The sequence below is a fragment of the Streptomyces aquilus genome (assembly GCF_003955715.1).
Classification (GTDB): domain Bacteria; phylum Actinomycetota; class Actinomycetes; order Streptomycetales; family Streptomycetaceae; genus Streptomyces; species Streptomyces aquilus.
The window spans coordinates 3,505,468-3,530,760 of sequence record NZ_CP034463.1; the positions used below are offsets into that span (position 1 = coordinate 3,505,468).

Here is a 25,293-nt window from a genome sequence, read left to right on the forward strand (position 1 = left end):
CCGGGACAACGCGTGCCGTCGTCCCGGACAATGGGAACGGCTCGGTACAGCACACGACGGGGGCGTCATGGATGGCGTGATCGAGTTCAAGACCGGTGACGGTGCGGTGGTCGCGGTGGAGGCCGCCGACGACGGGGCGGGCTCGCGCCTGGTCTCGCGGGACGGGACCGTCCAGGCGGCCCGCACGTTCGAGGCCGCGCTCGACGGGGTCCGCTCGGCGGCCGAGGCGGCGCTCCGGGTGTTCCGCGAGGGCGCGCTCCAACCGGACGGTGTGGAGATCGAGTTCGGGGTGAAGCTGGCCGCCGAGTCGGGCGCGATCATCGCGAAGGGGTCGGCCGAGGGCCATCTCGTGGTCAAGCTGACCTGGACCCCCTCACGTTCATGACCGGCGCCGCGTGGCAGGCCCGCATCGAGCGCGCGGGCCAGATCGCCGGGGCGGGGTTCCTGGTGACCCACGACCGGGTGCTGACCTGCGCGCACGTGGTCCCGGAGGAGAACGGCGGCCAGGCCGCGGTCACCGTGTCCTTCCCGCAGCTCCCCGGCTCCGCCCCGGTCCCGGCCCGGGTGGTGGCGCGCGGCGCCTGGGGCGGGCACCCCAGCGACCTGGGCGATCTCGCCGTCCTGGAGCTGGCGGCGGAGGTGTCGATCACCCCGGCCGCCCTCGCCCCGGCGGACACCGCGCACGGCGACCGCAAGCTCATCGCGTACGGCTTCCCGAGGGGCTACGACGAGGGCCAGCTCGCCGAGTACCGCACCACGGGGCCGGTCCGGGTCGGCGGTGAGTGGATCCAGCTGGAGGCGTGGAGCGGCCATGGACAGCCGCTGGTCGCGGGGTTCAGCGGGGCGGCCGTGGTCCTCGTGGAGACCGGCGAGGTCGTCGGCATGGTCACGGCGGCGGCCGGCGCCCGGGACATCCGCACCGGCCGGATGCTGCCCACCGACGTGTTCGCCCGCCACTGCGCCGAGTTGGAGGGCCTGGTCCCGACCGCAGGGCGCCCGCTCGCCGCCCGGCGCCGGCTGAGAAGACTGGTGGAGAAGGCCGTACGGACCGGACTGGTCTGCGATCCGGTACGGCTGTACGCCGACGCGGCGGACGAGCTCGCCCCCGCCCCGCCGCGGGGCGGCTTCGACTCGCTGTGGTCGGCGGCCCTGTTCGTGCAGGCCGAGTTGGACGACCCGGACACGGTGACCCGCTTCGCCGACCGGCTGGACGCCCTGCTGCACCCGCCCGCCGCCCCGCCGAGCGGTACCGGCTCGACCGGCCCGGCCTGGGAGCCGATCCTCGTCGAGCTCCGCCACAGCGGCGCCGGCGAGGACCACGTCCAGGTGGAGGTCTCGGCCTACAGCGGGGAACGCCGGCACCCGGTCGCCTCCGACACCGTTCCGCTGGCGGGCCTGCACGGCTATCTCCAGGACCGGATCGACGCGGCGTTCAGTCATCTCACCCCGGGCGGCGACGAGCTGATCGCCTTCTCACTCCCCCGGGACTGGCTGGACTGGCCGGTGGACCGCTGGGCGTGCGCGCCCGGCGACGCCCCGCTCGGCTGCGCCTACCCGGTCGTCGTCACCGACCACACCCGCCGCGGCCGCGGCACCCGCCACGTGCTGACCCGCACCTGGAACCGGCTCGGCGCCAGCACCGGCCAGGTGCACCGCGTCACCTGCGACTCCCCGGAGAAGCCGGGCGAACTCCGTCTCGCCCTGCGCCGGAACGGCACCTGCCTGACCGGCTTCGCCGCCGTCCCGGACGCCGCGCTCACCCGCGAGCACTTCAAGAACTCGCTCACCGCGCCCGCCCCGGTGATCGTCTGGTCCCGCCGCGGCTGCGGCGGCACCGGAGCCGGGACCGACGGATGCCGTGACACCTGCCCCGGTGCGGCGTTCCTCGACGCGCTCGACACCCACGTACGGCATGTCCCACCCGCCGAACTCCCGCGCCACGTCCTGGCGTTGCGCGACGAGGCGGACTCCCGGGACGACCACTGGGCGCGGGACATCCAGCTGCTGTGGGACGACCCGCGCTGCTTCAAGGACCGGCACGAGGGCGCGGCCCATGTACACACCCCCGTAGCGTGAGGACTGCCGATGCCGAAGTCGAACTGGTCCGTCTACACCGGCGACAGCGAGCCGCACGACGGCATCACCGGCCTGCCCGCGCCGCCGCCGTGGCGGGCCTTCGACGGCGGCCCGGCGCTGCCGCCGCCCGCCGAGGACGACGACGAGGCGGCCGTCTCCCCGGACCGCGTGCACCGCGCCCGCACCTACGTGGCCACCCCCGAGAGCGTCCAGCTCGTCAACGCGGCCCTGTGTCTGCGCCGCCCGCTGCTGGTCACGGGCCCGCCCGGCACCGGCAAGTCCTCGCTGGCCTACGCGGTGGCGCGCGAGCTGCGCCTCGGCCCGGTCCTGCGCTGGAACATCACCAGCCGCAGCACCCTCGCCGACGGCCTCTACCAGTACGACCCGCTCTCCCGCCTCTACGCGGCCCGCCCCGGCGGCGGCCCCCGCGCCCACGGCGGCGTCGAGGACCATCTGCGCCTGGGCCCCCTGGGCACGGCCCTGCTCCCCTACGACCGTCCCCGCACCCTCCTGGTCGACGAGATGGACAAGAGCGACCTCGACCTGCCGAACGACCTGCTGAACGTCCTGGAGGAGGGCCAGTTCGAGATCCCCGAACTGGTCCGCGCGGCCCGCCACACGCCCGACGCCACGGCCGAGGTCCTCGCGGACGGCACGGACACCCCGGTGACCGTGCACCGCGGCCGGGTCCGCTGCCGCGCCTTCCCCTTCGTCGTCCTCACCAGCAATGGCGAACGCGAGTTCCCGCCCGCCTTCCTGCGCCGCTGCGTCCGCCTGAAACTCCGCCGACCGGGCCGCGAGCAGCTGACGGACATCGTCCGCGCCCATCTCGGCGCCCCGGACGACCGGATGCGGGCCCTGATCAAGACCTTCCTGGACCGCGCGAACAGCGGCGAACTCGCCACGGACCAGCTCCTGAACGCGATCTACCTCACGGGCGTGGCGGGCCTGGACGCGGACTCCCGGGACGCGCTCGCCGAACAGCTGATGCCGTACCTGAGCGCGACGGCGGACGGCGATGGCTTCTGAGGAAGCCGGGGGGCTGTTGGCGCGGCTGACCCGAATCCTCGGCGAGGCGTCGTCGGCCGAGGACGGGCCGACGACACGCGAACTGGCCGAACTGTTGTGGCTGGCCCAGGGGTTGGGGAACGGGGAGGATCACGAGGTCGCCGACCGGACCGTCACGGCCACTCCGGCGCGGGAGACACCACCAGCAGCGACGGCCGCACACCCGGAGCCTCCGGCCCCTCTGCCGGAGCCCCCACTCCCCCAGGAAGCCGAAGACAACCGGGTCCCCCTACGGCTCCCACCCGCGCGATCCGCCCCGGCGAGCCGCCCCCTCCTCGCCCCCGCACCGCCGATGCTGCACCACCCGCTCGCCCTGCAACGGGCGTTGCGCCCCCTGAAGCGACGGGTCCCGGCCCCCCGCCGCAAGATCCTCGACGAGACGGCCACCGCCGACCGCATCGCACGCCTGGGCGCGCACGCGGACGTCTGGCTGCCGGTCCTGCGCCCCGCCCCGGACCGCTGGCTGCACCTGAACCTGGTGTGCGACGCGGGCCCCACGATGCCGATCTGGCGTCCTTTGGTCCGCGAACTCCACACGATCCTGGCCCAGTCGGGCGTCTTCCGCACGGTCACCCTGCACCGGGCGACCCCGGACGGCCGCGCCCACGGGGTGCCGGTGGCGGCGGACGGCCGTACGGTCACGCTCGTCGTCAGCGACTGCATGGGCCCGCAGTGGCGGCCGGGCCCGGCGGGCGACCGCTGGTACCGCACGCTGCGCCGCTGGGCGCACGGGATGCCGCTGGCAGTCCTCCAGCCACTGCCCGAACTCCTGTGGCACACAACGGCGTTGCCCGCCGCCCCGGGCCTGCTGACGGCCCCGTCCCCGGCGGCGCCGTCGTCCCTCCTCACCTTCACCCCGTACGCCCCGGACACCGCACCCCCACCGCCACCGTCCGGCGCGCTGCCCCTGCCCGTCCTCGAACCGGGGCCGACCTGGCTCGCCAACTGGTCGTCCCTGGTGGCCGATCCGGGCGGCGGACGGGTGCCGGGCGCGGTGGCGTGGCTGGGCCGGAGCCCGGTGGCACCGGTGGAGTCGACGGCCCCCGACATCGCGTCGCTGCCGCCCCGCGACCTGGTCCTGCACTTCCGCTCCACCGCGTCCCCGGAGGCGTTCCGCCTGGCGGGCCATCTGTCGCTGGCGGTCCCCTCCCTCCCCGTCATGCGGCTCGTCCAGCGCGTCCTGGACCACCGGCCGCGCCCGCAGCACCTGGCCGAGGTGATCCTCAGCGGGATGCTGACGACGGTTCCGGGGCCGCCGGGGTCGTACGAGTTCCGGCCGGGGGTGCGGGACCTGTTGCAGCGGACCTTGCCCCGCACGGCTCGTGGCCGGACGCGTGAATTCCTGGCGCGGGTGGGCGGGTTGATCGACGAGCGGGCGGGGCTGGCGGCGGGTGAGTTCAGGGCGGAGGCGGGGGACGCGGGGGCGGCGTTCGCGACGGTGCGGGAGGAGACGGTACGGCGGCTCGGGGGTGGCGCCGAGGTGGCGGGGGTGCTGCTCGGGGGGCGGTATCGGGTGGTCGGCGAGCGGGGGGCGCAGGAGTGGGAGGCGGTGGACACGCGGGTCGAACGGCTGGTGCTGGTCCGCGAGTACGCGGAGCAGCCGGCCGGAGCGGAGATCTTCCTCATGCAGGCGGAAGTCCTGGGCCGCCTGCGGCATCCGAACGTCGCGCCGGTCGTGGACTGGTGGGTGGAGGGGACCCGGCCCTATCTGGCGACCGAGTGCGTGGACGGCGTCACGGTCACCGAGCTGGAGCGGGGCAGCGGGCCGGGGGTGTCCACGAAGGTGCTCGACCGGATACGGCAGGGTGTGGAATCAGGGCTGTCCGCCCTGCACGAACACCGCCTGATGCGGGGCGGCGAGGGCTGGGACGGCGTGCTGCTACGGCCGGACGGAACGGCCGTGATCAGCCGCTTCACCCTCGGCCGTCAGTCAATACGGCACAGCGCCCGGACCGACGTGCGAGCGTTCCAGGTCCTGCTGGACGACCTGGCCGCACGCCGCAGCCCGTACTCCGAGCCCCTACGGGTCGGCATGCTCGGCCCGCTGCGCCTCAACCGCGGCCCGATCCGGTCCCTGGAGGCACAGGCCATGCTGTGCGTGCTGCTCCTCGAACAGGGCCGTCGACTGAGCGTCGCCGAACTGGCCCGATGCATCTGGGACGAGCCTCCTCAGGACGCCTCAGCAGCCCTCGGCGACCTCGCCCAGGAGCTACGGAACCGCCTCGGCCCCGGCACCCTCGCCCAACTGCCGGACGGCTACGCCCTTCACCCACCGGACATCGTGGTCGACGTACTCGGCTGCGAGGAGATCCTGGCCGCCGGGCCCAACCGCACCGAGGCCCAGCGGGCCTTGAACCTCTGGTACGGCGACGAACCGCTCGCCGGTATCCCCGGACCTGTCGCCCGGACAGCCCGCGCCCGCATCAACGACCTCCGCCGCGCCCTCTCGGCCTGCGCCGCCCGGCCCATCATCACGTTCGAGATCCTGGGCGCCGACGACCCCCACGCACACGCCGTCCTCGGCCAGTCGGTGAACGGCCTGCTGGCCCGCGGCAACCTCCAGCCCTACGACTACGACGTCCGGACCCGCGACAACGGATTCGCCGTCGTCACCGAGCCGGCCGCCTACCTGCTGCCACTCCTGGTCGCCGTACTGCGGGGCCTGCCCGAGGAACTCGACGCGCTGCCCGACGCGCCACGGGTCATGGTGACGTTCTGGGACACCACGGCCTCCCCGCCACCGGACACACGAGGCCTCCTGGAGCAGACGGACGCGGACGTGACCATCCTGATCACCCCACGCCTCTACGAGGAGTACGCCGATAGCTCGGCCGCCCCGGGCGCGGGCCGCTTCGAACCACTGCGGACGGGCACGGATCCCGAACCCGTCGCCTGGTACTGCCCCCTGCGCCTCCCCTCGGCCGAGCCGGACGCCGAGCCCCGCGACCTGGTGCGCGGCCCCTTCACCACCTGGGTCGCCCACGAGCTCACCCCCGACCCGAACCGCACCGCTCTCGTCTTCGCTCCCTCGGGCGGCCAGCTCACCCTGACCCCTCCGTCCACCACCCGCGGCCGCCCCGTCCGGTACTACGAGGTGGACCTGACCATCCACCGGACCACCCACCACGTCACCCTCCCCAGTTCCGGCCGCCGCGGCTTCCCCGCCGAGATCGACCTGTCCTGGCATGTCGCCGGCCCGATGGCCTTCATCCTCGGCGAGGTCACCAACGTCCGCGAGATCCTCCTCGACCACGTCCTCAGGGAGGCCGGCCGCGTCACCCGCCGCCACCGCCTCGCCCCGACCCAACAGGCTCTGTACGCCGGCCTGCGCGAGTGGCCCATCCCCGGCCTCTCCGTCAGCTGCTCGGTACGGCTGCTCCCGGCGCCGGACCCGGCACCCGCCGCCCCGCAGACCCGGCGCGCCTCGTCCGACGACCCCCTCACCGCCCACCTCCGCGCGACCGAGACCGTCCTGATCGGCCTGGACGGCCCTCTCACCCGCCTGTTCACGACGAAGTCCGCCCGCGCCGCCGCCCTGGAGCTGATCTCGCTGGCGGTCGAGAACCGCGACCCCGAGGAGGCCCTGCAAGGGCACCCCCTCGACTCCGCCCTCAACACTCCCGCGCACCCCATGGAGGTGCTGCGGGCCTTCGCGACCGCCTCCGTCGGCCCGACGCTGCGCGGGCGGCTCGACGACCTCGAACTGCGGGCCGTGCCCCACACCCACCCCACCCCGGACGCCCACGCCCTCATCCGCGCCCTGACCGAGTCCGGCCGCCGGGTGGAGGTGGTGACGGACGTCTGCGAGCAGGCCGCTCAACGCGTGGTGTCCCACCACAGCCTCCCCCTGACCGGCGTCCACGGCCGCAGCGACGACCTCGCCCTGCTGATGCCGAACCCGGACTGCCTGCTCCGCGCCCTCGCCCGCACCGGCCGCCCCTCCGCCACCGGCCTGCTGATCAGCTCCTCCACCGCAGAACTCGACGCCGCCTCCCGCCTCGGCCTCCGCGTCATCGCCTTCGCCGACATCCCCGCCACGGCCCGGCGCCTCCGGGAGACGGGACACGACAGGCCCCTCTCCTCCCTGGAACCCCTCCTCGACGCGGCCCGCACGCTGTGACCCGCCGTCAGAAGCCTTAGGGGCACCCCCGAAGACTTATCTGACACTTATTTGGGACATAAGCCGCAAAACCCCCCATTCAGCCGCGCCCCACCCGGCCCCCTCCAGAAGGCGCCCCACCCCCGCTCCCCACACGATGCCAATGAGGCCCGCCGCCCGGCGCGGCCCCCCGGTCTGTGCTCTCGGGAGGACCTGCCATGACCGCCAGTCTGGAGCAGCTGCGCCGCTGCCACTTCGCCGTCGACCTGGGCGCGGCGAGGACGCGGGTGTACGTGAAGGGCGCCGGGCTCGTCGTCGACCAGCCGTCCGTCGCCGCCGTCAACACCCGCACCGGCGCACTGATCGCGGTCGGCGACTTCGCGGAGAAGATGACGGGCCGTACCCCCGACTACATCCGTGTCGTGCGGCCCGTCTCCGGCGGCACGGTCGTCGACATCGAGATGGCGCAGCGCATGCTGCGGCACCTGCTCGGCGACAAGATCCGCCGCTCGCTGCGCCGCAAGCCGATCCTGCGCGCCGCCGCCTGCACCCCGCACGACGCGGACCCGCTCGCCCAGCGCGCCGCCATCGAGACCCTGGTCGGCCTCGGCGCCCGCCGCGTGGAGCTGGTGGACACCCTCATCGCCGCCGCCGTGGGCTGCGGACTGCCCGTGGAGCGGCCCGAGGCGACCATGGTGCTGGTCTGCGGCGCGGCGGCCACCCAGGTCGCCGTGCTCTCCCTCGGCTCGATCGTGAACGCCGTCCGTATCCCGGTCGGCGGCGAGGCCGTGGACCACGCGATCGTCCAGCACCTGCGCCACCAGCACGAGCTGATGCTGCCGAGCCAGTCCGTACGACCGCTCCAGCTCGCCCTGTCCGGCAACGGTCTCACCGCGTCCGGCCCCGCCTCCACCGAGATCCACGGCCGTGACGTCGCCACCGGTCTCGCCCGCTCCGTGCAGGTCGACACCGCCGCCGTCCGCGACGCGATCCAGACCCCGCTCACCGCCGTCCTCGACGGCATCGGCAAGGTGCTGCGGGACTGCCCGCCGGACCTGGTGGCCGACCTCGCCGACCGCGGCATCATGATGGTCGGCGGCAGCGCCCTGCTCCCCGGCTTCGACCAGATGCTGCGCCAGGCGACCGGCATGCCGGTGCACATCGCGGAGCGCCCCGAGGTGTGCGCGGTGGAGGGCCTGGGCGCGATGCTGGAGGGCCGTATCGAGCCGCTGGCGCTGGACCCGATCACCGACTGAGGCGCCCCGTTGACCGGCGAGGACCCGCTCCCGCCCCTCCTGGAGGCCGTCCTCGGCGTCGGCACCGATCTCGAACTGCGCACCACCCTCCAGCACATCGTGGACGCGGCCGCCGAGCTCACCGGCGCCCGGTACGCCGCGCTCGGGACGGCCGACCCGGGCCAGGACGGCCTCATCGAGATCAGCGCCCCGGGCACGGCGGCCCCGGAAGCGGCCGTGCTCACCGTGCCGATCCTGGTCCAGGACGAGGAGTTCGGCACCCTGCACCTCGCGGGGAAGGACACGTTCACCGCCGAGGACGAACAGCTCCTCCACGTCCTCGCCGCCCAGGCCGGCATCGCGATCGGCAACGCCCGGCTGTACGAGGCGGCACGGCAGCGGGAACGCTGGATCGAGGGCGCGGCGGCCGTCACGACGGCGCTGCTGAGCGACGGGCCGGCGACCGACGCCCTGACGACCGTCGCCGAACGGGCCCGCATCCTCGCCGACGCCTCCGCCGGGGTCATCCTCCAGCCCACCGAGGAGGGCGGCATGGAGATCGTGACGGCGTCGACGTACGACGACCCGGGCGACATCGTCGGCACCACGATCGCCCCCGGCAGCCCGGTCCTGGAACAACTCCTGGGCGGTGAGCCGGTGTTCGTGGACGACTCGGCGACCGATCCCCGCATGACGACGCACGTCCGGCACCGCTTCGGCCCCAGCATGATGCTGCCCCTCCAGGCGGACGGCCGGCTGATCGGCACCCTCGCCCTCCCCCGCCGCCGCGGCGACCGGCCGTACACCTCCGTGGAACGCCTGCTGGCCGTCCAGTTCGCCTCCCAGGCCGCCCTGGCCCTCGTCCTCGCGGACGCCCAGCACAGCCGCGAACTCCTGGCCGTCTTCGAGGACCGCGACCGCATCGCCCGCGACCTCCACGACCTGGTGGTCCAGCGGTTGTTCGCGACGGGGATGATGCTGGAGTCCACCCAGCGCCGGACCGGAGCGGAGGACGTACGGGAAGCCCTGACCAAGGCGGTCGACGAACTCCAGTCGACGATCCAGGAGGTCCGCACGACGATCTTCGCCCTCCAGCAACCACCCGCGGACGCCCCGACCACCTTCCGCGGCAAGGTACTCCGAGAGACGGCGGGCGCGGCGGCACTACTCGGCTTCACTCCGTCGACCCAGTTCGCCGGCCCCGTGGAGACCCGCGTCCCCGAACAGACCGCCGCTCAACTCCTCACCGCCCTGCGCCGAGCCCTGGCGTCCGCGTCCCGCCGCGCCGGCGTCTCCCGCATCGAGGTGACGGTGGACGCGACGGCCACCCTGCCCGACGGACGGGACGGCGTACGGCTGACGGTGCACGACGACCGAGAGGCGGCGGGGTACGGAGGTAGGGGGACGACGGTCACCTGGCAGGCACCGCTGTGAACCCCGGCCCTCCCAACTCCCGCGCGATCCGCCCCGCCTCCCCCAGGTCCCCCCGATCAGCCGCGTCCCTGGCCTTCTCCAGGTCCTGGTACGTCCCGCCCCCGAGCCGCTCCCACACCAGTTCAAGGCTGCTGATGTCACCCGCCACCGCGCCCTTGTCCCCGTCCCGCGCGTCGATCCCCAACTGCTGTGCCCACAAGGTGAATCGCGCCCGGTCCACGTCCCGCACCCCCTCGTACCGCAGCCGCAGATCCGTCACGTCCTGCGCGACCCGCAACGCGGCCCCGGCCGGGTCGTCCCCCTCCAGCGCCCCCGCGTCCCGCGTCAACTGCCGCTCCAGCAAAGCCGGTACGTCGTCCGCCGCCCGGTACGCCGACCACGCCGACCCGACGCCCCGCACGTCCGCCGCCGTCACCGCACCGTCCTGGGCCGCCCGCGCCGCCGCCTCCAGCGCCCCCAGCTCCCGAGGCTCCGCACCCGACTTCGCGTCCGTCGGCACCGCCAGCGACACCGCCTCCAGGTCTCCGTCCCCGCCCGTGGAGAACTCCCCGTACCCCGGTGCGAAGACCTTGTCCTCCGTCGTGCCGTCCATGTGCAGCTCGTGCACGGTGATCGCGCCCTCGACCTTCCCGTACGGCCCGTCCACGGTCTGGTCGACCGCCTTCACCCGGACCTCCTCGAAGACGACGCCGGGCTGGTTCTCCGAGCGGTAGACGTCCCCCTTCCGCGGATGCCCGGGCATGATCATCGCGCCGGGTGCGCCGCCCTTGCCCGCCTGCCAGGTGCCCTCGGTGTCCCTGACCACCCCGTGGTCGTAGGTGGAGACGTCCTCGCCGAGGTACCAGACGGCACCGTCGTCGGCCTGCGCGAACCAGTCGACGGTGGCCTCCTCGATCCGGCCGTCGGCATACGCGACGTACTGGACGGCCAGGGCGGGGACGGTGTGCCCGGCCCAGGTGATGGGCTCGGGGTCGGGCAGCACCGTGACCTCCGTGCGGAAGGGGCTTCCGTCGACCTGGCCGCCGTAGATCGTCTGCCGGACCCTGCTGCTGGGGTGGAGGGGGTTGGTGACGGGGGTCGGGTGGGTGAAGACGGGCGTCGCGCGGTCCACGCGGTCGCTCTCGGGTGCGGTCGGCAGGCATGCCGGGCTGGTTCGGCCGGTTGCCTCGTCGACGACGTGGACGCAGTCGTCGCGCTGCGCCGCCCCCTGCGTGTCCGTGCACGCGCCCGCCAGCAGGACGACGGCTCCGAGGGTGAGCAGGTTCCGGTACCTCATGACGACCTCCCAAGCCGAACCCCCTCAGCCTGCGCCGCCCCCGCTGAACGGTCCCTGAACACACCTGACGGACGATTCAGTTCCGCTCCCCCGACGGCAGCGTCACCACGAACCGCGCCCCGCCCAGCCCCACACCTCCCAGCCCTGCACCTCCCAGCCCCGCATCTCCCGACCCCGCATCTCCCGACCCCGCCGCGGCCCGCTCCACGGCCACCGTCCCCCGGTGCGCCCGCGCCACCTCGGCCACGATCGCGAGACCCAACCCCGCACCGCCCCCGCCGTCGTCCCGCACCCGCGCCTCGTCCAGCCGTACGAACCGGTCGAAGACCCGCTGCCGGTCGGCCGGCGGAACCCCCGGCCCGTCGTCCTCCACCACCAGCCGCACCCACCCGTCCCCGCCGTCGCCCAGCGCGAAGGCCACCCGCCCGCGCGCGTACCGCGCCGCGTTCTCCCCGAGATTGCGCACCAGCCGCCGCAGCGCCTCCTCATCGCCGGTCACCCGGGCCGCCCCGACGCCGGTGCTGTCGACGGCCGGCGCGGCGGCCGCCGCCCGTAGCCTGCGCACCTCCTCCAGCACCAGGTCGTCGAGGTCGACCGGCCGTCGTACCCCGCCCGCCGCGCGCTCGTCCGCGCGGGCGAGCAGCAGCAGGTCGTCGACGAGGCGCTGCATCCGTACGGCCTCCTCGCGCACCGTCCCCGCGAGTGCCCCCGTGTCGGCCCGGTCGGGGTGGGCGAGGGCGACCTCGGCGTGCTGGCGGAGGGTGGCGACGGGGGTGCGCAGTTCGTGGGAGGCGTCCGAGACGAAACGGCGCTGCGCGGACTCGGCACGGGCCACCCGCCCCAGCGTCCGGCCCACGGCGGTCCAGGTCGCCGCCGCGGCGAGCACCAGCACCACGGGCAGACCGATGAGCAGGAAGCGGGTGACCGTCGCCGTGGCCTCCGCGACCCCGGCGGGGGTACGGCCGTCCAGGACGACCAGCTCCCGGCCGCCGTCCCGCGCGCCGACCGCGACCACGAGGAACGGGTCCTCGTCGAGCGGGGTGTCCACGGCCGCGGTGCCGCCGGGGCGCAGGTCGGCGAAGGCGGGCCGGCCCCGCACATTGGCGCTGGCCGCGACCACCGTGCCGTCGGCGGCCACGACCTGCACGAACTCCTCGTCGGGGTCCGTCACGCGCAGCACGGGCACGCCGCGGCCGGCCTCGATCACCCGGGCGACCTCCCGGGCACGGGCGCGGGCCGCGTCCCGTACGTCGTTGCTCAGCTCGGTCCGCAACCCGAGGACCAGCGCCGTACCGCCCACGACCATCGCCACCGCCACGGCGAGTACGGCGATGCCGGTGGCCCGCCCCCGCACCGCCCACAACCGCCGATCCCGCCCCGCCCGCAACCGCCCGTCCCGCGCCGCCTTCAGCCGCCCCTCCCGGCCACGCCGCTCACGCCGCTCACGCCGCTCACCCGTCATCGCGCACCAGCCGATACCCGTGCCCCCGGACCGTCCGCAGCGACTCCCTTCCGAAGGGACGGTCGACCTTGTTCCGCAGCCGCCTCACATACACCTCGACGATGTTCGGATCGCCCTCGAAGTCGTCGCCCCACACCTGGTCGAGGATGGTCCGCTTGGACACCGCCTCCCCGGCCCGCCGCAGCAGGAACTCCAGGACCGCCAGCTCCCGCGCGGTGACCTCGATCTCCCGCCCGGCCCGGCTCACCGTCCGCACCGCGGGGTCGAGCCGCAGGTCACCGGCGGCGAGCACGGCCGGCCGCTGCCGGGCCTCGCGGCGCAGCAGGGCCCGCAGCCGGGCCAGCAGTACGGCGTACGAGACGGGCTTGGTCACATAGTCGTCGGCGCCGGTGTCGAGGCCCTCGACCTCGTCCCACTCGCCCTCCTTGGCGGTGAGCATGAGGATCGGCGTCCAGTCACCCTCGCCGCGCAGGGCCCGGCAGACGCGGTAGCCGTTGAGCCCCGGCAGCATGATGTCGAGGACGATCGCGTCGTAGGTGTGCTCCCGGGCCAGCCACAGGCCGTCCACCCCGTCCCGCGCGACGTCGACGGCGAAGCCCTCGGCCTCCAGTCCGTCCCTGAGCCCGGCGGCGTACCGTGCCTCGTCCTCGACGACCAGCACCCGCATGCCCTCACGCTACGCGCGAGCGCCGGTCACCGCCCGAACCAGCACCGCACCGTCGTCCCCGCCCGGCCGGTGTGCAGGCGGACCAGGTCGGCCACCAGGTTCACCATCAGCAGCCCACGCCCGCCACGCTGGTGCAGCGGAACCGGGCGCCGCCCCACGAGAGGGTCCACGAGCACCCCGGAGTCCCGCACCTCGCACACCACCGCGCCGCCAACCCCGTCAGACCCGGCCACCCCCCTCTCCCCCGCCTCCCCCCACACCCGCAGCACCCCACGCCCGCCCCCGTGCACCACGCTGTTGGTCGTCAGCTCGGCCGTGGCCAGCATCAGATCCTGTGCGCGGGCCGGGGTGAGGCCGAGGCGGGTGGCCTCGGCGGTGGCGCGGTGGCGGGCCTCGGGCAGCGAGTCCTCGTCGAAGGGGAAGGTCAGGGCGGACGCCTCCGGCACCTCGGGCAGCGGCTCGTTGTAGCGGGCGACGATCACGTCCGGCGCGTACTGCGCGCTGTCCGAGGTCCGTCCGCCGTGGATGACCGTGGGATGCGTGGCGTAGGCGTCGGCGAGCACCCGCTCGTCGAGGCGCCGGACGTCGTACGGGCACAGGATGGTGGCCGTACGGCCTTCGAAGGCGGTGTTGATCAGGGCCTCGTGCTGGACGCAGGCCGGGTACTCGACGGCCGTCCGGCCCGCCCAGATCGGCTCGCCGATGATCCGTACCCGACGTCCCGCGGGCTGCGCGTCGGCGAAGGCCCGCAGCACGCCGGGAATGATCCGGCCGGGGTTGCGGCCGGCCTGCTCCATGTCGAGGAGGCGTACGGCGCCGGCCGCGGAGCCGAGCCCCTCCCTGATGAGGCGGAGGTTCCGGCCGGGCACCGCCACGGCGACCGGCTCCCCCGCGGCGAGCCCCTCGCGGACGAAGCGGAGCGTGCCGTCGAGGTAGTCCTCGGTGTCGCGGTAGAACAGCGCGGGGTGGACGAAGGGGCTGGGCTTGCCGCCCGGTCCTGGTCCGTCGAGCCCTCCTGGCCCACTCCTGCCGCTCATACCGCTCCCCGCTGATCCTGGACGAACCGCGCTTACCCGCCGCCGGGCCGGTCAATCCCCGTAGAACGGGTGCACGGCCGGTCCGGCGGATCCTGCCACGGACGCGGGGCCCGGGCCACTGTCTGCGCCGAGCCGGCGGTGCGGCCCGGTACGTCACACAGACGGTTCACAGCTACGCAGAGGGTTAACCCTCGACGCCCCCCGTACGGCCCTCGAATGCCCCCCCTCCACATGACATGCCTACGTCAATTCTGTCATCCTTCCGAACCGCACCCCGCACTGCTCAGCCCTGCACTGCTCAGTCCGACCCGGACAGCACATCCGTCTGCCCGGTCTGTCACCGGCCGCCGGCGTGCGGCCGTCGCAGTAGGAGCAAGAGTGAGACGAACCCCCAGACAGGCGACCAGACAGTCGACCGGTCAGGCGACCAGACAGGCGACCCGGTCGGCGACCCGACCGGCGACCGCCGCCGGAGCCCTGGCGGCCACCGCCGCGCTGCTGGCCCTCGGCCTCCAGACGGTCCCCGCGACCGCCGCGCCCGCCTCCCCCCACCCGAGCCCGCTGCGCACCGGCGGCCTGGAGGCCAAGCTCTCCCCGGCCCAGCGGACCGCGCTCATCAAGAGCGCCGACGTCAAGACGGGCGCGACCGCGAAGACCCTCGGCCTCGGCGCCAAGGAGAAGCTGGTCGTCAAGGACGTCGTCAAGGACAACGACGGCACCCTGCACACCCGTTACGAGCGCACCTACGCCGGTCTCCCCGTCCTCGGCGGCGACCTGGTCGTGCACACGCCCCCGGCCGCACGGGCCGCCGGCACCGTGAGCACCACCTTCAACGACAACCGCCGTACCGTCTCGGTGAAGTCGACGACGGCGACGTTCGGCAAGTCCGCCGCCCGGACGAAGGCGTTGCGGACCGCCAAGGCGCTCGACGCCACCAGCCCCGCCGCCGAGAGCGCCCGCAAGGTGATCTGGGCCGGCGCGGGCACCCCGAAGCTCGCCTGGGAGACGGTCGTCACCGGCTTCCAGGACGACGGCACCCCCAGCAAGCTGCACGTCGTCACGGACGCCACGACCGGGGCCGAACTCTCCCGCTTCGAGGGCGTCGAGACCGGCACCGGCAACAGCCAGTACAGCGGCACGGTCACCCTCGGGACCACGCTGTCCGGTTCGACGTACCAGCTGTACGACACCACGCGTGGCGGCCACAAGACGTACAGCCTCAACAACGGCACGTCCGGCACCGGCACGCTGATGACCGACACCGACGACACCTGGGGCACCGGGTCCGGCTCCAACACCCAGACCGCGGGCGTCGACGCGCACTACGGCGCCCAGGTCACGTGGGACTTCTACAAGAACACCTTCGGCCGCAGCGGCATCAAGAACGACGGCGTGGCGGCCTACTCCCGCGTCCACTACAGCTCGGCGTACGTCAACGCCTTCTGGGACGACGACTGCTTCTGCATGACGTACGGCGACGGCTCGGGCGGCACGCACGCGCTGACCTCGCTTGACGTGGCCGGGCACGAGATGAGCCACGGCGTCACCTCCAACACGGCGGGGCTCAACTACACCGGCGAGTCGGGAGGGTTGAACGAAGCCACCTCCGACATATTCGGCACCGGCGTCGAGTTCTACGCCAACAACTCCAGCGACGTCGGCGACTATCTCATCGGCGAGAAGATCGACATCAACGGCGACGGCACGCCGCTGCGTTACATGGACAAGCCGAGCAAGGACGGTTCGTCGGCGGACAGTTGGTACTCGGGCGTCGGCAACCTCGACGTGCACTACTCGTCGGGGCCCGCGAACCACATGTTCTACCTGCTGAGCGAGGGCAGCGGCACCAAGACCATCAACGGCGTCACGTACACCAGCACGACCTCCGACGGGGTCGCCGTGGCCGGGATCGGCCGGGCCGCGGCCCTCCAGATCTGGTACAAGGCGCTGACGACGTACATGACGTCCAGCACCAACTACGCGGGCGCCCGCACCGCCGCCCTCAACGCGGCCGCGGCCCTCTACGGCACCGGCTCCACGCAGTACGCCGGGGTCGGCAACGCCTTCGCGGGCATCAACGTCGGCGGCCACATCACGGTCCCGAGCACCGGCGTCACGGTCACCAACCCGGGCAGCCAGACCTCGACCGTCGGCACCGCGGTGAGCCTGCAGATCAGCGCGAGCAGCACCAACAGCGGCTCGCTGACGTACGCGGCGACCGGTCTGCCCACCGGCCTGTCGATCAACAGCTCCACCGGCGTCATCTCCGGCACCCCGACCGCGGCGGGGACGTACAGCTCGACCGTCACGGTCACCGACAGCACCGGCGCGACCGGCACCGCCTCCTTCACCTGGACCGTCAACTCCAGCGGTGGCGGCGGCAGTTGCACCTCCACTCAGCTGCTGGGCAACGCGGGCTTCGAGTCCGGCAACACCACCTGGACCGCCACCAGCGGCGTCATCACCAACGACAGCGACGAGGCCGCCCGCACCGGCTCCTACAAGGCCTGGCTCGACGGCTACGGCTCGACCCACACCGACACCCTCTCCCAGTCGGTGACGATCCCGAGCGGCTGCACCGGCACCACGTTCACCTTCTACCTGCACATCGACACGGCCGAGACCACCACCAGCACCCAGTACGACAAGCTGACGGTCACCGCCGGGTCGACCACCCTGGCCACGTACTCGAACCTCAACGCGGCCTCCGGGTACGTCCAGAAGTCGTTCAGCCTGTCGGCCTTCGCGGGCACGACGGTGACGCTGAAGTTCTCCGGTGTCGAGGACTCCTCGCTCCAGACGAGCTTCGTCGTCGACGACACGGCGGTGACGACGAGCTGAGCTCAGTGCCCGGCGAACTGCACACCCGTCGCCTGGACGACGTTCGGCCGTAGGGCGATCCCGTCCACCGTCAGCCGCTCCCCGTAGATGTCGGTGACGCGGATCGCCCCACCGCAGCCGGCGCCCTGCTCGGAGAGGAAGTAGTTGTACGAGGCGCGGGGCAGCACGGTCCAGCCGCCACTGGTACGCACCTCCAGCCGCGCCACCGGATTCCGGTGGCCGAGGATCTGGATGCCGCACCAGTAGCGGCTGGACCCGGTCTTGTACCGGACGGCGAGCTTCTCGCCCGTGCCGGGGCTGACCAGGCTCCAGGTGATCGGTATCTGGCCCTTGACCGGCGCGGCGAGCTTCGCGAACGCCTCGGCGCTGAGGTCGAGTTGGCCGACCCGGCAGGGCGCGGGGCACTCGTTCGTGATCCGTACGGTGATCGAGGCACCGCTCGCGGCCCGGACCCGGACGTACGCCCCGCACGCCTTGGCCGTCTCGTAGTCGGCGGTGTTCATGGCGGCGGTCATGACGGTGCCGGCCGGACCGAAGGTGCAGGCGCCGTCGCCGTTCCCGGCGTCGTAGAAGGTGGCGACTCCGCTGTAGGTGACGCCAGGCTTGATCCGGCCCGCCAACGAGCCTGTGCTGACAGGGGCTTTGGGCGTGGCCTTGGGCTGCTTGGCGACGGTGGCCTTAGGGGTGGCCTTCTTGCTCGCCGAAGCAGAAGCCGAGGCCGAGGCGGAAGCCGAGGCGGAAGCCGACCCGCTCGGTGTCGAAGACGGAGTGGCGGACGGCGTCACCGCGGCGGACCCGGCGCTCGCCGCACGGCCGGCGTCCGCCACCGACACGGCGTCCCCCGAGCCGCCACCGGGCCGGAACGCCACGATCACGGAGGCGATGAGCGCGACCGCCCCCACCGCCACGGCGATGAGAAGGGCACGTGACTTGCGGGGGCGGCGGTGCGCGGAGGGAGGGGCCACGGCTGAGGTCCTTGTGTGTCGGGTGGGGCTCCGGGGACGGAGGCCTTCGACGTACAGTCGCCGCAGGATCCCAGAAGGTTGCCGTGCGGGAGGCGGAAATGAGAACAACGGTGACGCTCCTGCACCCGGGGGCGATGGGTGCCCCGGTGGGCGGCCAGGCGACCCGCACCGGGGCGCGCGTCCTGTACGTCCCGACGGGCCGCGGCCCGGCCTCCGTGGAACGGGCACGTCAGGCGGGCCTCGTGGCCGCCGACTCCCTCGCGTCCGCCCTGTCCGTCAGCGACTTGGTCCTCTCCGTCTGCCCGCCGCACGCCGCCGAGGACGTCGCCCACGAGGTCCTGGAGCACGACTTCCGGGGCATCTATGTCGAGGCCAACGCCATCAGCCCGGACCGCGCGACCCGCATCGGCAAGGCCTGCGCCGAGCGCGGCGCCCTGATGGTCGACGGCTCGATCATCGGCGGCCCTCCGGCGGACGGCAGCGGCCCCCGCCTCTATCTGAGCGGCGACGCGCGGGCGGTGGCGGGGACGGCCGCGCTGTTCGACGGCACCGATGTCGTCGCCCGCCCCCTGGACGCCGGGATCGGCGCGGCCTCCGCGCTCAAGATGGCGTACGCCTCGTTCCAGAAGTCGGCGCGGGTCCTGGCGGCCGTCTCGCACGCCCTCGCCACGAGCCATGGCGTGGGCGAGGAACTCGCCGCGGAGGGCCGGGCGTTGACGGCCCGCATCCTCGCCGAGGTCGACCACTTCCCCGGCGTCGCCGCCCGTGCCTGGCGCTGGGCGCCGGAGATGGCGGAGATCGCGGCCGCCCTGGACGCCGTAGGACTGCCACCGGACCTGGCGGAGGCGTCGGCCGCGGTGCTGCGGCACTGGAGCGGGGACAAGGACCGGCTCGATCTGCCGCTGGAGGACGTGTTCGCACGGCTGCACACGCCCGTGGGCCCCTCCCCGGCGGGGTGAAGGGGCTCACGGGATGACGGGAACGGGTGTCACCGGTGGTGCGGTGACGTCAGGTAGTGCTGCCTGAGGAGCTCCTTTCCGTAGTCGTTGCCGTTGGGGGTCCGGATGACCGAGTGGACGTGCAGCTGGGTCGCGCCGCCGCCCTGTGTGGCGCCGTACGCGCCCGCCAGCGGGCCCGGGCTCTGGCAGTCGACCTCCACCCACACCACGGGGCTGTGGACGCGGACGTAGAAGGCGTCGTCGTCGCCGGTGCCGCCGGCCCAGGTGACGTAGGTGTCGGAGAGGTGCCGGGCGACCTCGGCCATGCGCACCTTGGCGGCGTCCGCCTTGGCGCGGCCCACGAAGGCCTCGACGATCGCGAGCAGCTTCTTCCTCTGGGCGGCGTCGAGCTTGTCGCCGCGCAGGCCCGTGTACTCCTGGACCGCGTTGTCGGAGAAGGCGCCCGCCTTCATCGACTCGTTCGCCTTGGTCGCCGACTCGATGGCGACCGCCTGCTGCGCCGTGGTCAGGGAGTTGATGAAGGCGAGGGAGGCGGCGACCTCCTCGTGGCACACGGTCACGGTCTCGCCGTCGATCTCCATGGTGGTCGGCTCCGAACCCCAGAAGCAGGGGCTCATCACGACCTGGTCGCCGAGGACGAAGTAGTTGATGACGAGGTGGTGGCCGTCGAACTGGAAGCCCCAGGGCTCCGTCCGGGACGGGGTGCCCATGACGGTCCAGTAGTAGGCGTCCTCGTTGAAGGCGGTGGTGTTGCCGATCGCCTCGCCCGCCGCCTGGTTGATCCGGCGGATCTTCTCCGTGGTCTCCAGGCCGTCGGCACTGAGCGCGGCCTTCAGCAGCGCGGTGCCGAGGGCCTTCTGGTCGTCGCTCAGGTCGGCGAGCGAGACGCCCTGGCGCTCGTAGGAGTCGACGTTGCTCCACAGCCGCCACTCGGTGGAGTGCACGGTGAAGACGGTCGAGGTCTTCTGGTCGTCGGTCAGCCCGGCGAGGAAGGCGTTGGCGGCGGTGATGACGGGGGTGGTCGCCACGCCGGTGGAATGGATGGTGAACAGGTCGTCGATCCGGTTGCCGTCGGTCGTCAGACCGAAGAAGTCCTCGGTGACCGACTGGTTGCCGGGGCCTCCGGTGCCGCCGCCCGGACCGCCGCTGGGCGCACCGCTCGGCGTCGCGCTCGCGTCGGCCGTCCCCGTGCTGTCGTCGGCCAGCGCCGCCCAGGCACCGGCGCCGCCCATGGTGGCGACGGCCGTGGCACCGGACGCGAAGAAGACCTTGCGCATGAAGTTGCGGCGACTGGCGTGGGCGCGACGCGCGACCTCGGCCTTCTGCCGCGGCTGCCCACCGGTGTCGAGCTCGGCCATCGTGGTCCGCTCCCTTCGTCCTGGCCGCGTCCCCTGCGGACCGGCCACCGGAGAACCACCCTGGGGGCCGTAACTGAGGCTCCGCTGAAGCGAGTTCGCCACGCAGGCCGTTCGCGGCCGCCACGCAGGCTTTCCGTGACCGCCCCGACGGCCGTGACCAGGCTTTCCATGAGGTCGGCCGGCGTTCCTACGAGGTCGCTGTGGACCGTGCCACGGCCCTCGGCAACGTCACCCTGAACCGCGTGCACCCCGCCTCGCTCGCCACCTCGATCCGCCCGCCGTGCGCCGCCGTGAGCGCCGCGGCGATGGCCAGCCCGAGCCCCGAACCGCCGCCCTGCCCGGGGGCCCGGGTGCGGGAGGCGTCGGCGCGGGTGAAGCGTTCGAAGACGGCCGGGAGGAGGTCGGGCGGGATGCCGGGCCCGTCGTCCCGGACGACGACCACGCACTCGGCGCGTCCCGCCGCCACCTCCACGTCGATCCGGGTGCCGGGCGGGGTGTGGGCGCGGGCGTTGGCGAGGAGGTTGGCGACCACCTGGGTCAGCCGGGCGGCGTCGCCGGTGACGAGTGCCGGTTCGTCGAGGCGCAGGGCAAGTTGCCAGTCGTGGTCGGCACCGGCGGCCCGCGCGTCCCACACCGCTTCGGCGACCAGCGTCGCGAGGTCGACGTCGGCCTCCTCCAGCGGCCGTCCCTCGTCGAGGCGGGCCAGGAGCAGCAGGTCCTCGACGAGCCCGGTCATGCGGGCGGACTGCGCGGAGACCCGCTGCCAGACCAGCGCGGGCTCGATCTTCGCGGCGCCCCGGTCCATGAGTTCGGCGTATCCGGCGATGGAGGCGAGCGGGGTGCGCAGTTCGTGGCTCGCGTCGGCGAGGAAACGGCGCATCCGGTCCTCGCTGCGCCGCAGTTCGGCGAGGGAGGACTCGACGCTGTCGATGAGGACGTTCAGGGCGGCGCCCACCTGGCCGACCTCGGTGTCGGTGTCGGGGGCGGGGACACGGGTGAGTTCGCCGGTGCCGAACGGTCCGTTCGCCACCTCGACGGCGGTGGCGGCGACCTGTCCGAGGGGCCGCAGTTGCCGCCGTATGCCCCAGGCGCAGACCGTGCCCACGCCGGCCAGGCCGACGACGGCGATGACGGCCTCGGCCGCGACGAGGTCGTGGACGGTGTCCTTGACCTCGGCGGCGGGCAGTCCGGCGAGGACGGCGGGGCCGTCGCCGCTCGCGACGGTGAGACGGTAGGTGCCGAGGCCGGGGATGGTCCGGGTGGAGAGCGTGCCCGCCTCGGTGACCCCGGCGAGGGCCGCGCGCTGGGCGGCGGTGAGGACCTGCCGGCCGCCGTCCTCGGTGATGACCTCGGCGGCGACCACCTTCCCGTCGGTGAGCCGGGCGGCGACGGTACCGGTGGGCTGGCCGCGCTCGTTGAGGAACCCGAGGTCCGTGGCGTCACCGGAACGCCGCTGGAGGCCGCCCTGGCTGCGGTCGGCCGCGTCCCGGACCCGCTGGTCCAGGTCCGCCTTCAGGTGCGCGCCCTGGACGAGAACGGTGGCCACCGCCATCGTCGTGCAGACCACGACCAGGGCCAGGGACACGAACAGCACCAGCCGGGCCCGCAGGGTCTTCATCTCCCCTCGCCCGCAGCCCTGATGACATATCCCGCGCCGCGCACGGTGTGGATCATCGGTGGGCGCCCCTTGTCGAGCTTCCCGCGCAGGCTGTACACGTACACCTCGACCAGGTTCCCCTCGCTCTCGAACGAGCTGTTCCAGACGTGGTCGAGGATCTGCGCCTTGCTGAGCACCTGGCGGGGGTGGCGCATCAGGAAGTGCAGCAGGTCGAACTCCTTGGCGGTCAGCGCGATCGCCTCCCCGCCGCGCCGCACCTGCCGGGTCTTCTCGGCCAGGACGAGGTCGCCGAGCACGCGTACGGACTCGTCGGCGGCGGCCGCGTCGGCGCCGGAGCGGCGCAGCAGCCCGCGCAGCCGCAGCATGACCTCCTCCAGCGAGAAGGGTTTGGTGACGTAGTCGTCGGCGCCGGCGGAGAGCCCGTCGATCCGGTGCTCCAGCGTGTCGCGGGCGGTGAGCATGAGCACGGGCAGGCCGGCGTTCTCGTACCGCAGCCGGCGCAGCACCTGGACGCCGTCGAGGTCGGGCAGCATGCCGTCGAGAACGACGGCGTGCGGCGCACACCCCCGGGCGAGACCGAGCGCGCCATGCCCGTCCGCCGCGAGGAACGGCTGCCACCCCGCATCGGTGACGGCCCACGACAGCAGTTCGGTGAGCTCGGGTTCGTCGTCGACGATCAACACCCGGACCGCGCCCGGACCGGCCTCACGAGCTCCACTTACGGCAGACATGCTGTGAGCATGTCGAGTGGACCTGGGCGATTCCTGTGAGCCGGCTGGGCCGGGGCCATGACACCATCGGTGGATCGTTTCTTCGACCACATCGAGTGGTGGGGCGGGTGGGACTCGAACCCACGGCCGACGGATTATGAGTCCGCTGCTCTAACCGGCTGAGCTACCGCCCCATAGCGGCGTGTCGCGTACATGTGTGCGCGCCGTCTGCCGCAGCATAGCCGCTCATACGATCTCCTGCTTCGTATGGTCGACTTCGCATGCCCTGAAGGACTCCGCTGTGACCTGCGCGGTTCCCGGTCCAGGGGTGATCACATGAAAAAGGACCCCTTCGGGGGTCCTTGTTCAACACGCTCTCCCGACTGGACTCGAACCAGTAACCTGCCGGTTAACAGCCGGCTGCTCTGCCAATTGAGCTACGGAAGATCGAAGCTCCCCCGACTGGACTCGAACCAGTAACCTGCCGGTTAACAGCCGGCTGCTCTGCCAATTGAGCTACGGAGGAATGCCTCGTTGCATCGAACGTACCTCGCTGGGTATTCGCCAGGGGGCGGGCGTCCGCTGCGACACATACATTAGCGCAAGCAGGGGGGTGCTCCGCCAATCGGTTCCTCCCGGCACCGACGCCGCACCGCAGACCTACGCAAGGGAAGGGTGGCCGCCATGCGCTACAAGCTCACTTTCGTCGCCGGGCTGGCTCTGGGTTACGTGCTGGGCACGCGTGCCGGGCGCGAGCGCTACGAGCAGCTGAAGAAGTCCGCGCGACAGGTCTCGCAGAACCCCGCGGTCCGCAACACCGCCGAATCGGCCGCCCAGCAGGGCCGCCAGTTCGCGGGCAAGGCGTACCACGCGGTGAGCGACAAGGTGGGGGACCGGGTGCCGGACTCGGTGGCCCAGCGGGTCCGCTCCCTGCGGGACCGCAACACCAACGGCGCCGCCGAGGACGACTGGGGAACCAGCAACACTTGAGTGCCGGGCGGGGTGACGTCGTCCGGCCCATAGAATTTTCGCCATGGGGATAGTCGCCGGGCTGGACAGTGCGCCCGATTTCACTCGTATCGTCGTCTGCGACGCGGACACGGGCGCCGTGCTCAGGCAGGGCTACGCCCCGCACCCGGTGGAAGGCCGTCCCTCCGACGTCGACCCCCAGGCCTGGCTGCTGTCCCTCGGTGAGGCGGCCGGCGGCGGGCTGCTCGAAGGCGTGCAGGCCATCGGCGTGTCCGCGCAGCAGAACGCCGTCGTGCCGCTGGACGCCCAGGGCAACACCGTCCGCCCCGCGCTCGTCGGCGGCGACAAGCGTGCCCAGGTCGCGGCGGCCGATCTCATCGACGCACTCGGCGGGCGCGAGGCGTGGGCGCAGGCCGTGGGCTGTGTGCCGCAGGCGCCGCAGCCGGTGACCAAGCTGCGCTGGCTGGTGAAGAACGAGCCCGACGCCGCCCTGCGGACCGCCGTGCTGCTCCAGGCCCACGACTGGCTCGTCTGGCAGCTCCTCGGGCGGCCCGTGCGCCGCACCACCGACCGCGGCGGCGCCTCCGGCACCGGCTACTGGTCCGCCGCCACCGGCGCCTACCGCACCGACCTCGTCGAGCTGGCGCTCGGTCACCAGGCCATGCTGCCCGAGGTGATCGGCCCCTCGGAGGCGGCCGGTACGACCCCGGAGGGGCTGCTGATCTCCGCCGGGACCGGCGAGACCATGGCCGCCGCCTTCGGGCTGGGGATCGGACTCGGTGACGCCGTCGTGTCGCTCGGGGCCTCCGGGTCCGTCATGGCCGTGCACCCCGAGGCGCTCGTCGACAACTCCGGGATGATCACGTCCCTCGCCGACGCGACCGGCATGCACCTGCCCGTCGTCACCACCCTGAACGCCGTACGGACCCTGCGCGGCACCGCCGAGCTGCTCGGGCTGCCCGATCTGGAGGCCCTGTCCGAGCTGGCGATGAAGTCGACGCCGGGCTCGCACGGGCTCGTGCTGCTGCCCTATCTGGAGGGTGAGCGGACGCCGAGCCTGCCGCACACCGCCGGGACGCTCGCCGGGCTGCGGCGGGAGTCGATGAAGCCCGAGCACCTGGCGCGGGCCGCGTTCGAGGGCATGCTGTGCGGGCTCGCCGACGCCCTCGACGTGCTGCGCGGGCGGGGCGTGGAGGTGCGGCGGGTCTTCCTGCTGGGGGCCGCCGCCGAGCTGTCGGCCGTGCAGGCCGCGGCACCGGCGATCTTCGGCGCCCAGGTCGTCGTACCGCAGCCCGCGGACTACGCGGCGATCGGGGCCGCCCGGCAGGCGGCCTGGGCGCTCGGCGTGTCGCAGGGCACGCTCGACCCGCGCACCCCGCCGGCCTGGCAGGGGGCGGCCGCGCAGATCCTGGAGCCCGGCGAGGAACTGGCGGTGGGACAGGCCGTCCGCCAGCAGTTCGTGTCCGTGCGGGAGCAGACACATCCGAACGCCTTCCGCGGCTGACCGTCCGAGGGTGCC

18 protein-coding genes and 3 tRNA genes are annotated in these 25,293 nt (G+C 73.3%); 10 read left to right on the forward strand and 11 right to left on the reverse strand.

What is annotated here, in order from left to right:
• Positions 1-67 precede the first annotated feature (67 nt).
• The 6 genes from EJC51_RS16150 (at position 68) to EJC51_RS16175 (ending at position 9,912) form a co-directional block, all read left to right on the forward strand.
• Positions 68-385: a CU044_2847 family protein gene (locus EJC51_RS16150; protein ID WP_126271729.1), complete on the forward strand. Its 318-nt coding sequence runs from the start codon at positions 68-70 to the stop codon at positions 383-385.
• Positions 382-2,076, forward strand: a complete 1,695-nt coding sequence (locus EJC51_RS16155) for a VMAP-C domain-containing protein (protein ID WP_126271730.1) — start codon at positions 382-384, stop codon at positions 2,074-2,076. The genes EJC51_RS16150 and EJC51_RS16155 overlap by 4 nt, the downstream gene beginning before the upstream one ends.
• 9 nt (positions 2,077-2,085) lie before the next feature.
• Positions 2,086-3,105, forward strand: a complete 1,020-nt coding sequence (locus tag EJC51_RS16160; RefSeq protein ID WP_126271731.1) for an AAA family ATPase — start codon at positions 2,086-2,088, stop codon at positions 3,103-3,105.
• Complete coding sequence (locus EJC51_RS48220) at positions 3,095-7,264, forward strand: SAV_2336 N-terminal domain-related protein (protein ID WP_208870712.1); 4,170 nt, start codon at positions 3,095-3,097, stop codon at positions 7,262-7,264. Before EJC51_RS16160 ends, EJC51_RS48220 begins: the two co-directional genes overlap by 11 nt.
• Before the next feature lie 197 nt (positions 7,265-7,461).
• Positions 7,462-8,499, forward strand: a complete 1,038-nt coding sequence (locus EJC51_RS16170; protein WP_059191590.1) for a rod shape-determining protein — start codon at positions 7,462-7,464, stop codon at positions 8,497-8,499.
• Positions 8,500-8,508: 9 nt separating this feature from the next.
• Positions 8,509-9,912, forward strand: coding sequence for a GAF domain-containing protein (locus EJC51_RS16175; protein WP_126271732.1), 1,404 nt, complete (start codon positions 8,509-8,511; stop codon positions 9,910-9,912).
• Here EJC51_RS16175 and EJC51_RS47735 read toward each other — a convergent pair.
• From EJC51_RS47735 to EJC51_RS16195, 4 genes are all read right to left on the reverse strand, one after another.
• Positions 9,890-11,188 carry a hypothetical protein gene (locus tag EJC51_RS47735; protein ID WP_166682862.1) on the reverse strand — a complete coding sequence of 433 codons (1,299 nt, stop codon included), beginning with the start codon at positions 11,186-11,188 and terminating at the stop codon, positions 9,890-9,892. The genes EJC51_RS16175 and EJC51_RS47735 overlap by 23 nt on opposite strands.
• A 76-nt stretch (positions 11,189-11,264) precedes the next feature.
• On the reverse strand, positions 11,265-12,650 hold the full coding sequence (locus EJC51_RS16185; protein ID WP_208870713.1) for a sensor histidine kinase: 1,386 nt from the start codon (positions 12,648-12,650) through the stop codon (positions 11,265-11,267).
• A complete protein-coding gene (locus EJC51_RS16190) occupies positions 12,640-13,317 on the reverse strand; it encodes a response regulator transcription factor (protein WP_126271733.1) in 678 nt (225 codons plus the stop codon). Before EJC51_RS16190 ends, EJC51_RS16185 begins: the two co-directional genes overlap by 11 nt.
• Positions 13,318-13,343: 26 nt before the next feature.
• Positions 13,344-14,354 (reverse strand): sensor histidine kinase, encoded by a 1,011-nt coding sequence (locus tag EJC51_RS16195; RefSeq protein ID WP_126271734.1) that lies wholly within the window; start codon positions 14,352-14,354, stop codon positions 13,344-13,346.
• 477 nt (positions 14,355-14,831) lie between these two features.
• On the opposite strand from EJC51_RS16195, the gene EJC51_RS16200 reads away from it, so the two are divergent.
• On the forward strand, positions 14,832-17,195 hold the full coding sequence (locus tag EJC51_RS16200) for a M4 family metallopeptidase (RefSeq protein ID WP_126276978.1): 2,364 nt from the start codon (positions 14,832-14,834) through the stop codon (positions 17,193-17,195).
• Between the two features lie 2 nt (positions 17,196-17,197).
• Here EJC51_RS16200 and EJC51_RS16205 read toward each other — a convergent pair whose 3' ends face one another.
• Entirely contained in the window at positions 17,198-18,160 is a 963-nt protein-coding gene (locus tag EJC51_RS16205; RefSeq protein ID WP_126271735.1) for an expansin EXLX1 family cellulose-binding protein, read from the reverse strand.
• A gap of 98 nt (positions 18,161-18,258) precedes the next feature.
• Between EJC51_RS16205 and EJC51_RS16210 the strand changes: the two genes are divergently transcribed.
• On the forward strand, positions 18,259-19,119 hold the full coding sequence (locus tag EJC51_RS16210; protein ID WP_126271736.1) for an NAD(P)-dependent oxidoreductase: 861 nt from the start codon (positions 18,259-18,261) through the stop codon (positions 19,117-19,119).
• A gap of 29 nt (positions 19,120-19,148) precedes the next feature.
• On the opposite strand, the gene EJC51_RS16215 is transcribed toward EJC51_RS16210, so the two are convergent.
• From EJC51_RS16215 to EJC51_RS16240, 6 genes are all read right to left on the reverse strand, one after another.
• The gene (locus EJC51_RS16215) at positions 19,149-20,477 is read right to left on the reverse strand and encodes a DUF3500 domain-containing protein (RefSeq protein WP_126271737.1); all 1,329 of its coding nucleotides are present in this window, start codon (positions 20,475-20,477) and stop codon (positions 19,149-19,151) included.
• Between the two features lie 187 nt (positions 20,478-20,664).
• Positions 20,665-22,095: a sensor histidine kinase gene (locus EJC51_RS16220; protein ID WP_126271738.1), complete on the reverse strand. Its 1,431-nt coding sequence runs from the start codon at positions 22,093-22,095 to the stop codon at positions 20,665-20,667.
• A complete protein-coding gene (locus EJC51_RS16225) occupies positions 22,092-22,826 on the reverse strand; it encodes a response regulator transcription factor (RefSeq protein ID WP_126271739.1) in 735 nt (244 codons plus the stop codon). The genes EJC51_RS16220 and EJC51_RS16225 overlap by 4 nt, the downstream gene beginning before the upstream one ends.
• Before the next feature lie 96 nt (positions 22,827-22,922).
• Positions 22,923-22,999: transfer RNA gene (locus EJC51_RS16230), tRNA-Ile, on the reverse strand.
• Positions 23,000-23,179: 180 nt separating this feature from the next.
• A tRNA-Asn gene (locus EJC51_RS16235) sits at positions 23,180-23,252 on the reverse strand.
• A gap of 6 nt (positions 23,253-23,258) precedes the next feature.
• Positions 23,259-23,331: transfer RNA gene (locus EJC51_RS16240), tRNA-Asn, on the reverse strand.
• A 158-nt stretch (positions 23,332-23,489) separates the two neighbouring features.
• Here EJC51_RS16240 and EJC51_RS16245 point away from each other — a divergent pair.
• Both EJC51_RS16245 and EJC51_RS16250 read left to right on the forward strand, forming a co-directional pair.
• Positions 23,490-23,795 carry a YtxH domain-containing protein gene (locus EJC51_RS16245; RefSeq protein WP_126271740.1) on the forward strand — a complete coding sequence of 102 codons (306 nt, stop codon included), beginning with the start codon at positions 23,490-23,492 and terminating at the stop codon, positions 23,793-23,795.
• A 43-nt stretch (positions 23,796-23,838) separates the two neighbouring features.
• Positions 23,839-25,278: a xylulokinase gene (locus EJC51_RS16250; RefSeq protein WP_126271741.1), complete on the forward strand. Its 1,440-nt coding sequence runs from the start codon at positions 23,839-23,841 to the stop codon at positions 25,276-25,278.
• Positions 25,279-25,293: the final 15 nt, after the last annotated feature.

Bases quoted from the DNA above. Each gene is read 5' to 3' on its own strand.
- EJC51_RS16155 (WP_126271730.1), top strand. From the start codon at position 382: ATGACCGGCGCCGCGTGGCAGGCCCGCATCGAGCGCGCGGGCCAGATC.
- EJC51_RS16215 (WP_126271737.1), bottom strand. From the start codon at position 20,477: ATGGCCGAGCTCGACACCGGTGGGCAGCCGCGGCAGAAGGCCGAGGTC.
- EJC51_RS16210 (WP_126271736.1), top strand. From the start codon at position 18,259: ATGAGAACAACGGTGACGCTCCTGCACCCGGGGGCGATGGGTGCCCCG.
- EJC51_RS16190 (WP_126271733.1), bottom strand. From the start codon at position 13,317: ATGCGGGTGCTGGTCGTCGAGGACGAGGCACGGTACGCCGCCGGGCTC.
- EJC51_RS16245 (WP_126271740.1), top strand. From the start codon at position 23,490: ATGCGCTACAAGCTCACTTTCGTCGCCGGGCTGGCTCTGGGTTACGTG.
- EJC51_RS16185 (WP_208870713.1), bottom strand. From the start codon at position 12,650: ATGACGGGTGAGCGGCGTGAGCGGCGTGAGCGGCGTGGCCGGGAGGGG.
- EJC51_RS16150 (WP_126271729.1), top strand. From the start codon at position 68: ATGGATGGCGTGATCGAGTTCAAGACCGGTGACGGTGCGGTGGTCGCG.
- EJC51_RS16160 (WP_126271731.1), top strand. From the start codon at position 2,086: ATGCCGAAGTCGAACTGGTCCGTCTACACCGGCGACAGCGAGCCGCAC.
- EJC51_RS16170 (WP_059191590.1), top strand. From the start codon at position 7,462: ATGACCGCCAGTCTGGAGCAGCTGCGCCGCTGCCACTTCGCCGTCGAC.
- EJC51_RS48220 (WP_208870712.1), top strand. From the start codon at position 3,095: ATGGCTTCTGAGGAAGCCGGGGGGCTGTTGGCGCGGCTGACCCGAATC.
- EJC51_RS16250 (WP_126271741.1), top strand. From the start codon at position 23,839: ATGGGGATAGTCGCCGGGCTGGACAGTGCGCCCGATTTCACTCGTATC.
- EJC51_RS16195 (WP_126271734.1), bottom strand. From the start codon at position 14,354: ATGAGCGGCAGGAGTGGGCCAGGAGGGCTCGACGGACCAGGACCGGGC.
- EJC51_RS47735 (WP_166682862.1), bottom strand. From the start codon at position 11,188: ATGAGGTACCGGAACCTGCTCACCCTCGGAGCCGTCGTCCTGCTGGCG.
- EJC51_RS16220 (WP_126271738.1), bottom strand. From the start codon at position 22,095: ATGAAGACCCTGCGGGCCCGGCTGGTGCTGTTCGTGTCCCTGGCCCTG.
- EJC51_RS16225 (WP_126271739.1), bottom strand. From the start codon at position 22,826: ATGTCTGCCGTAAGTGGAGCTCGTGAGGCCGGTCCGGGCGCGGTCCGG.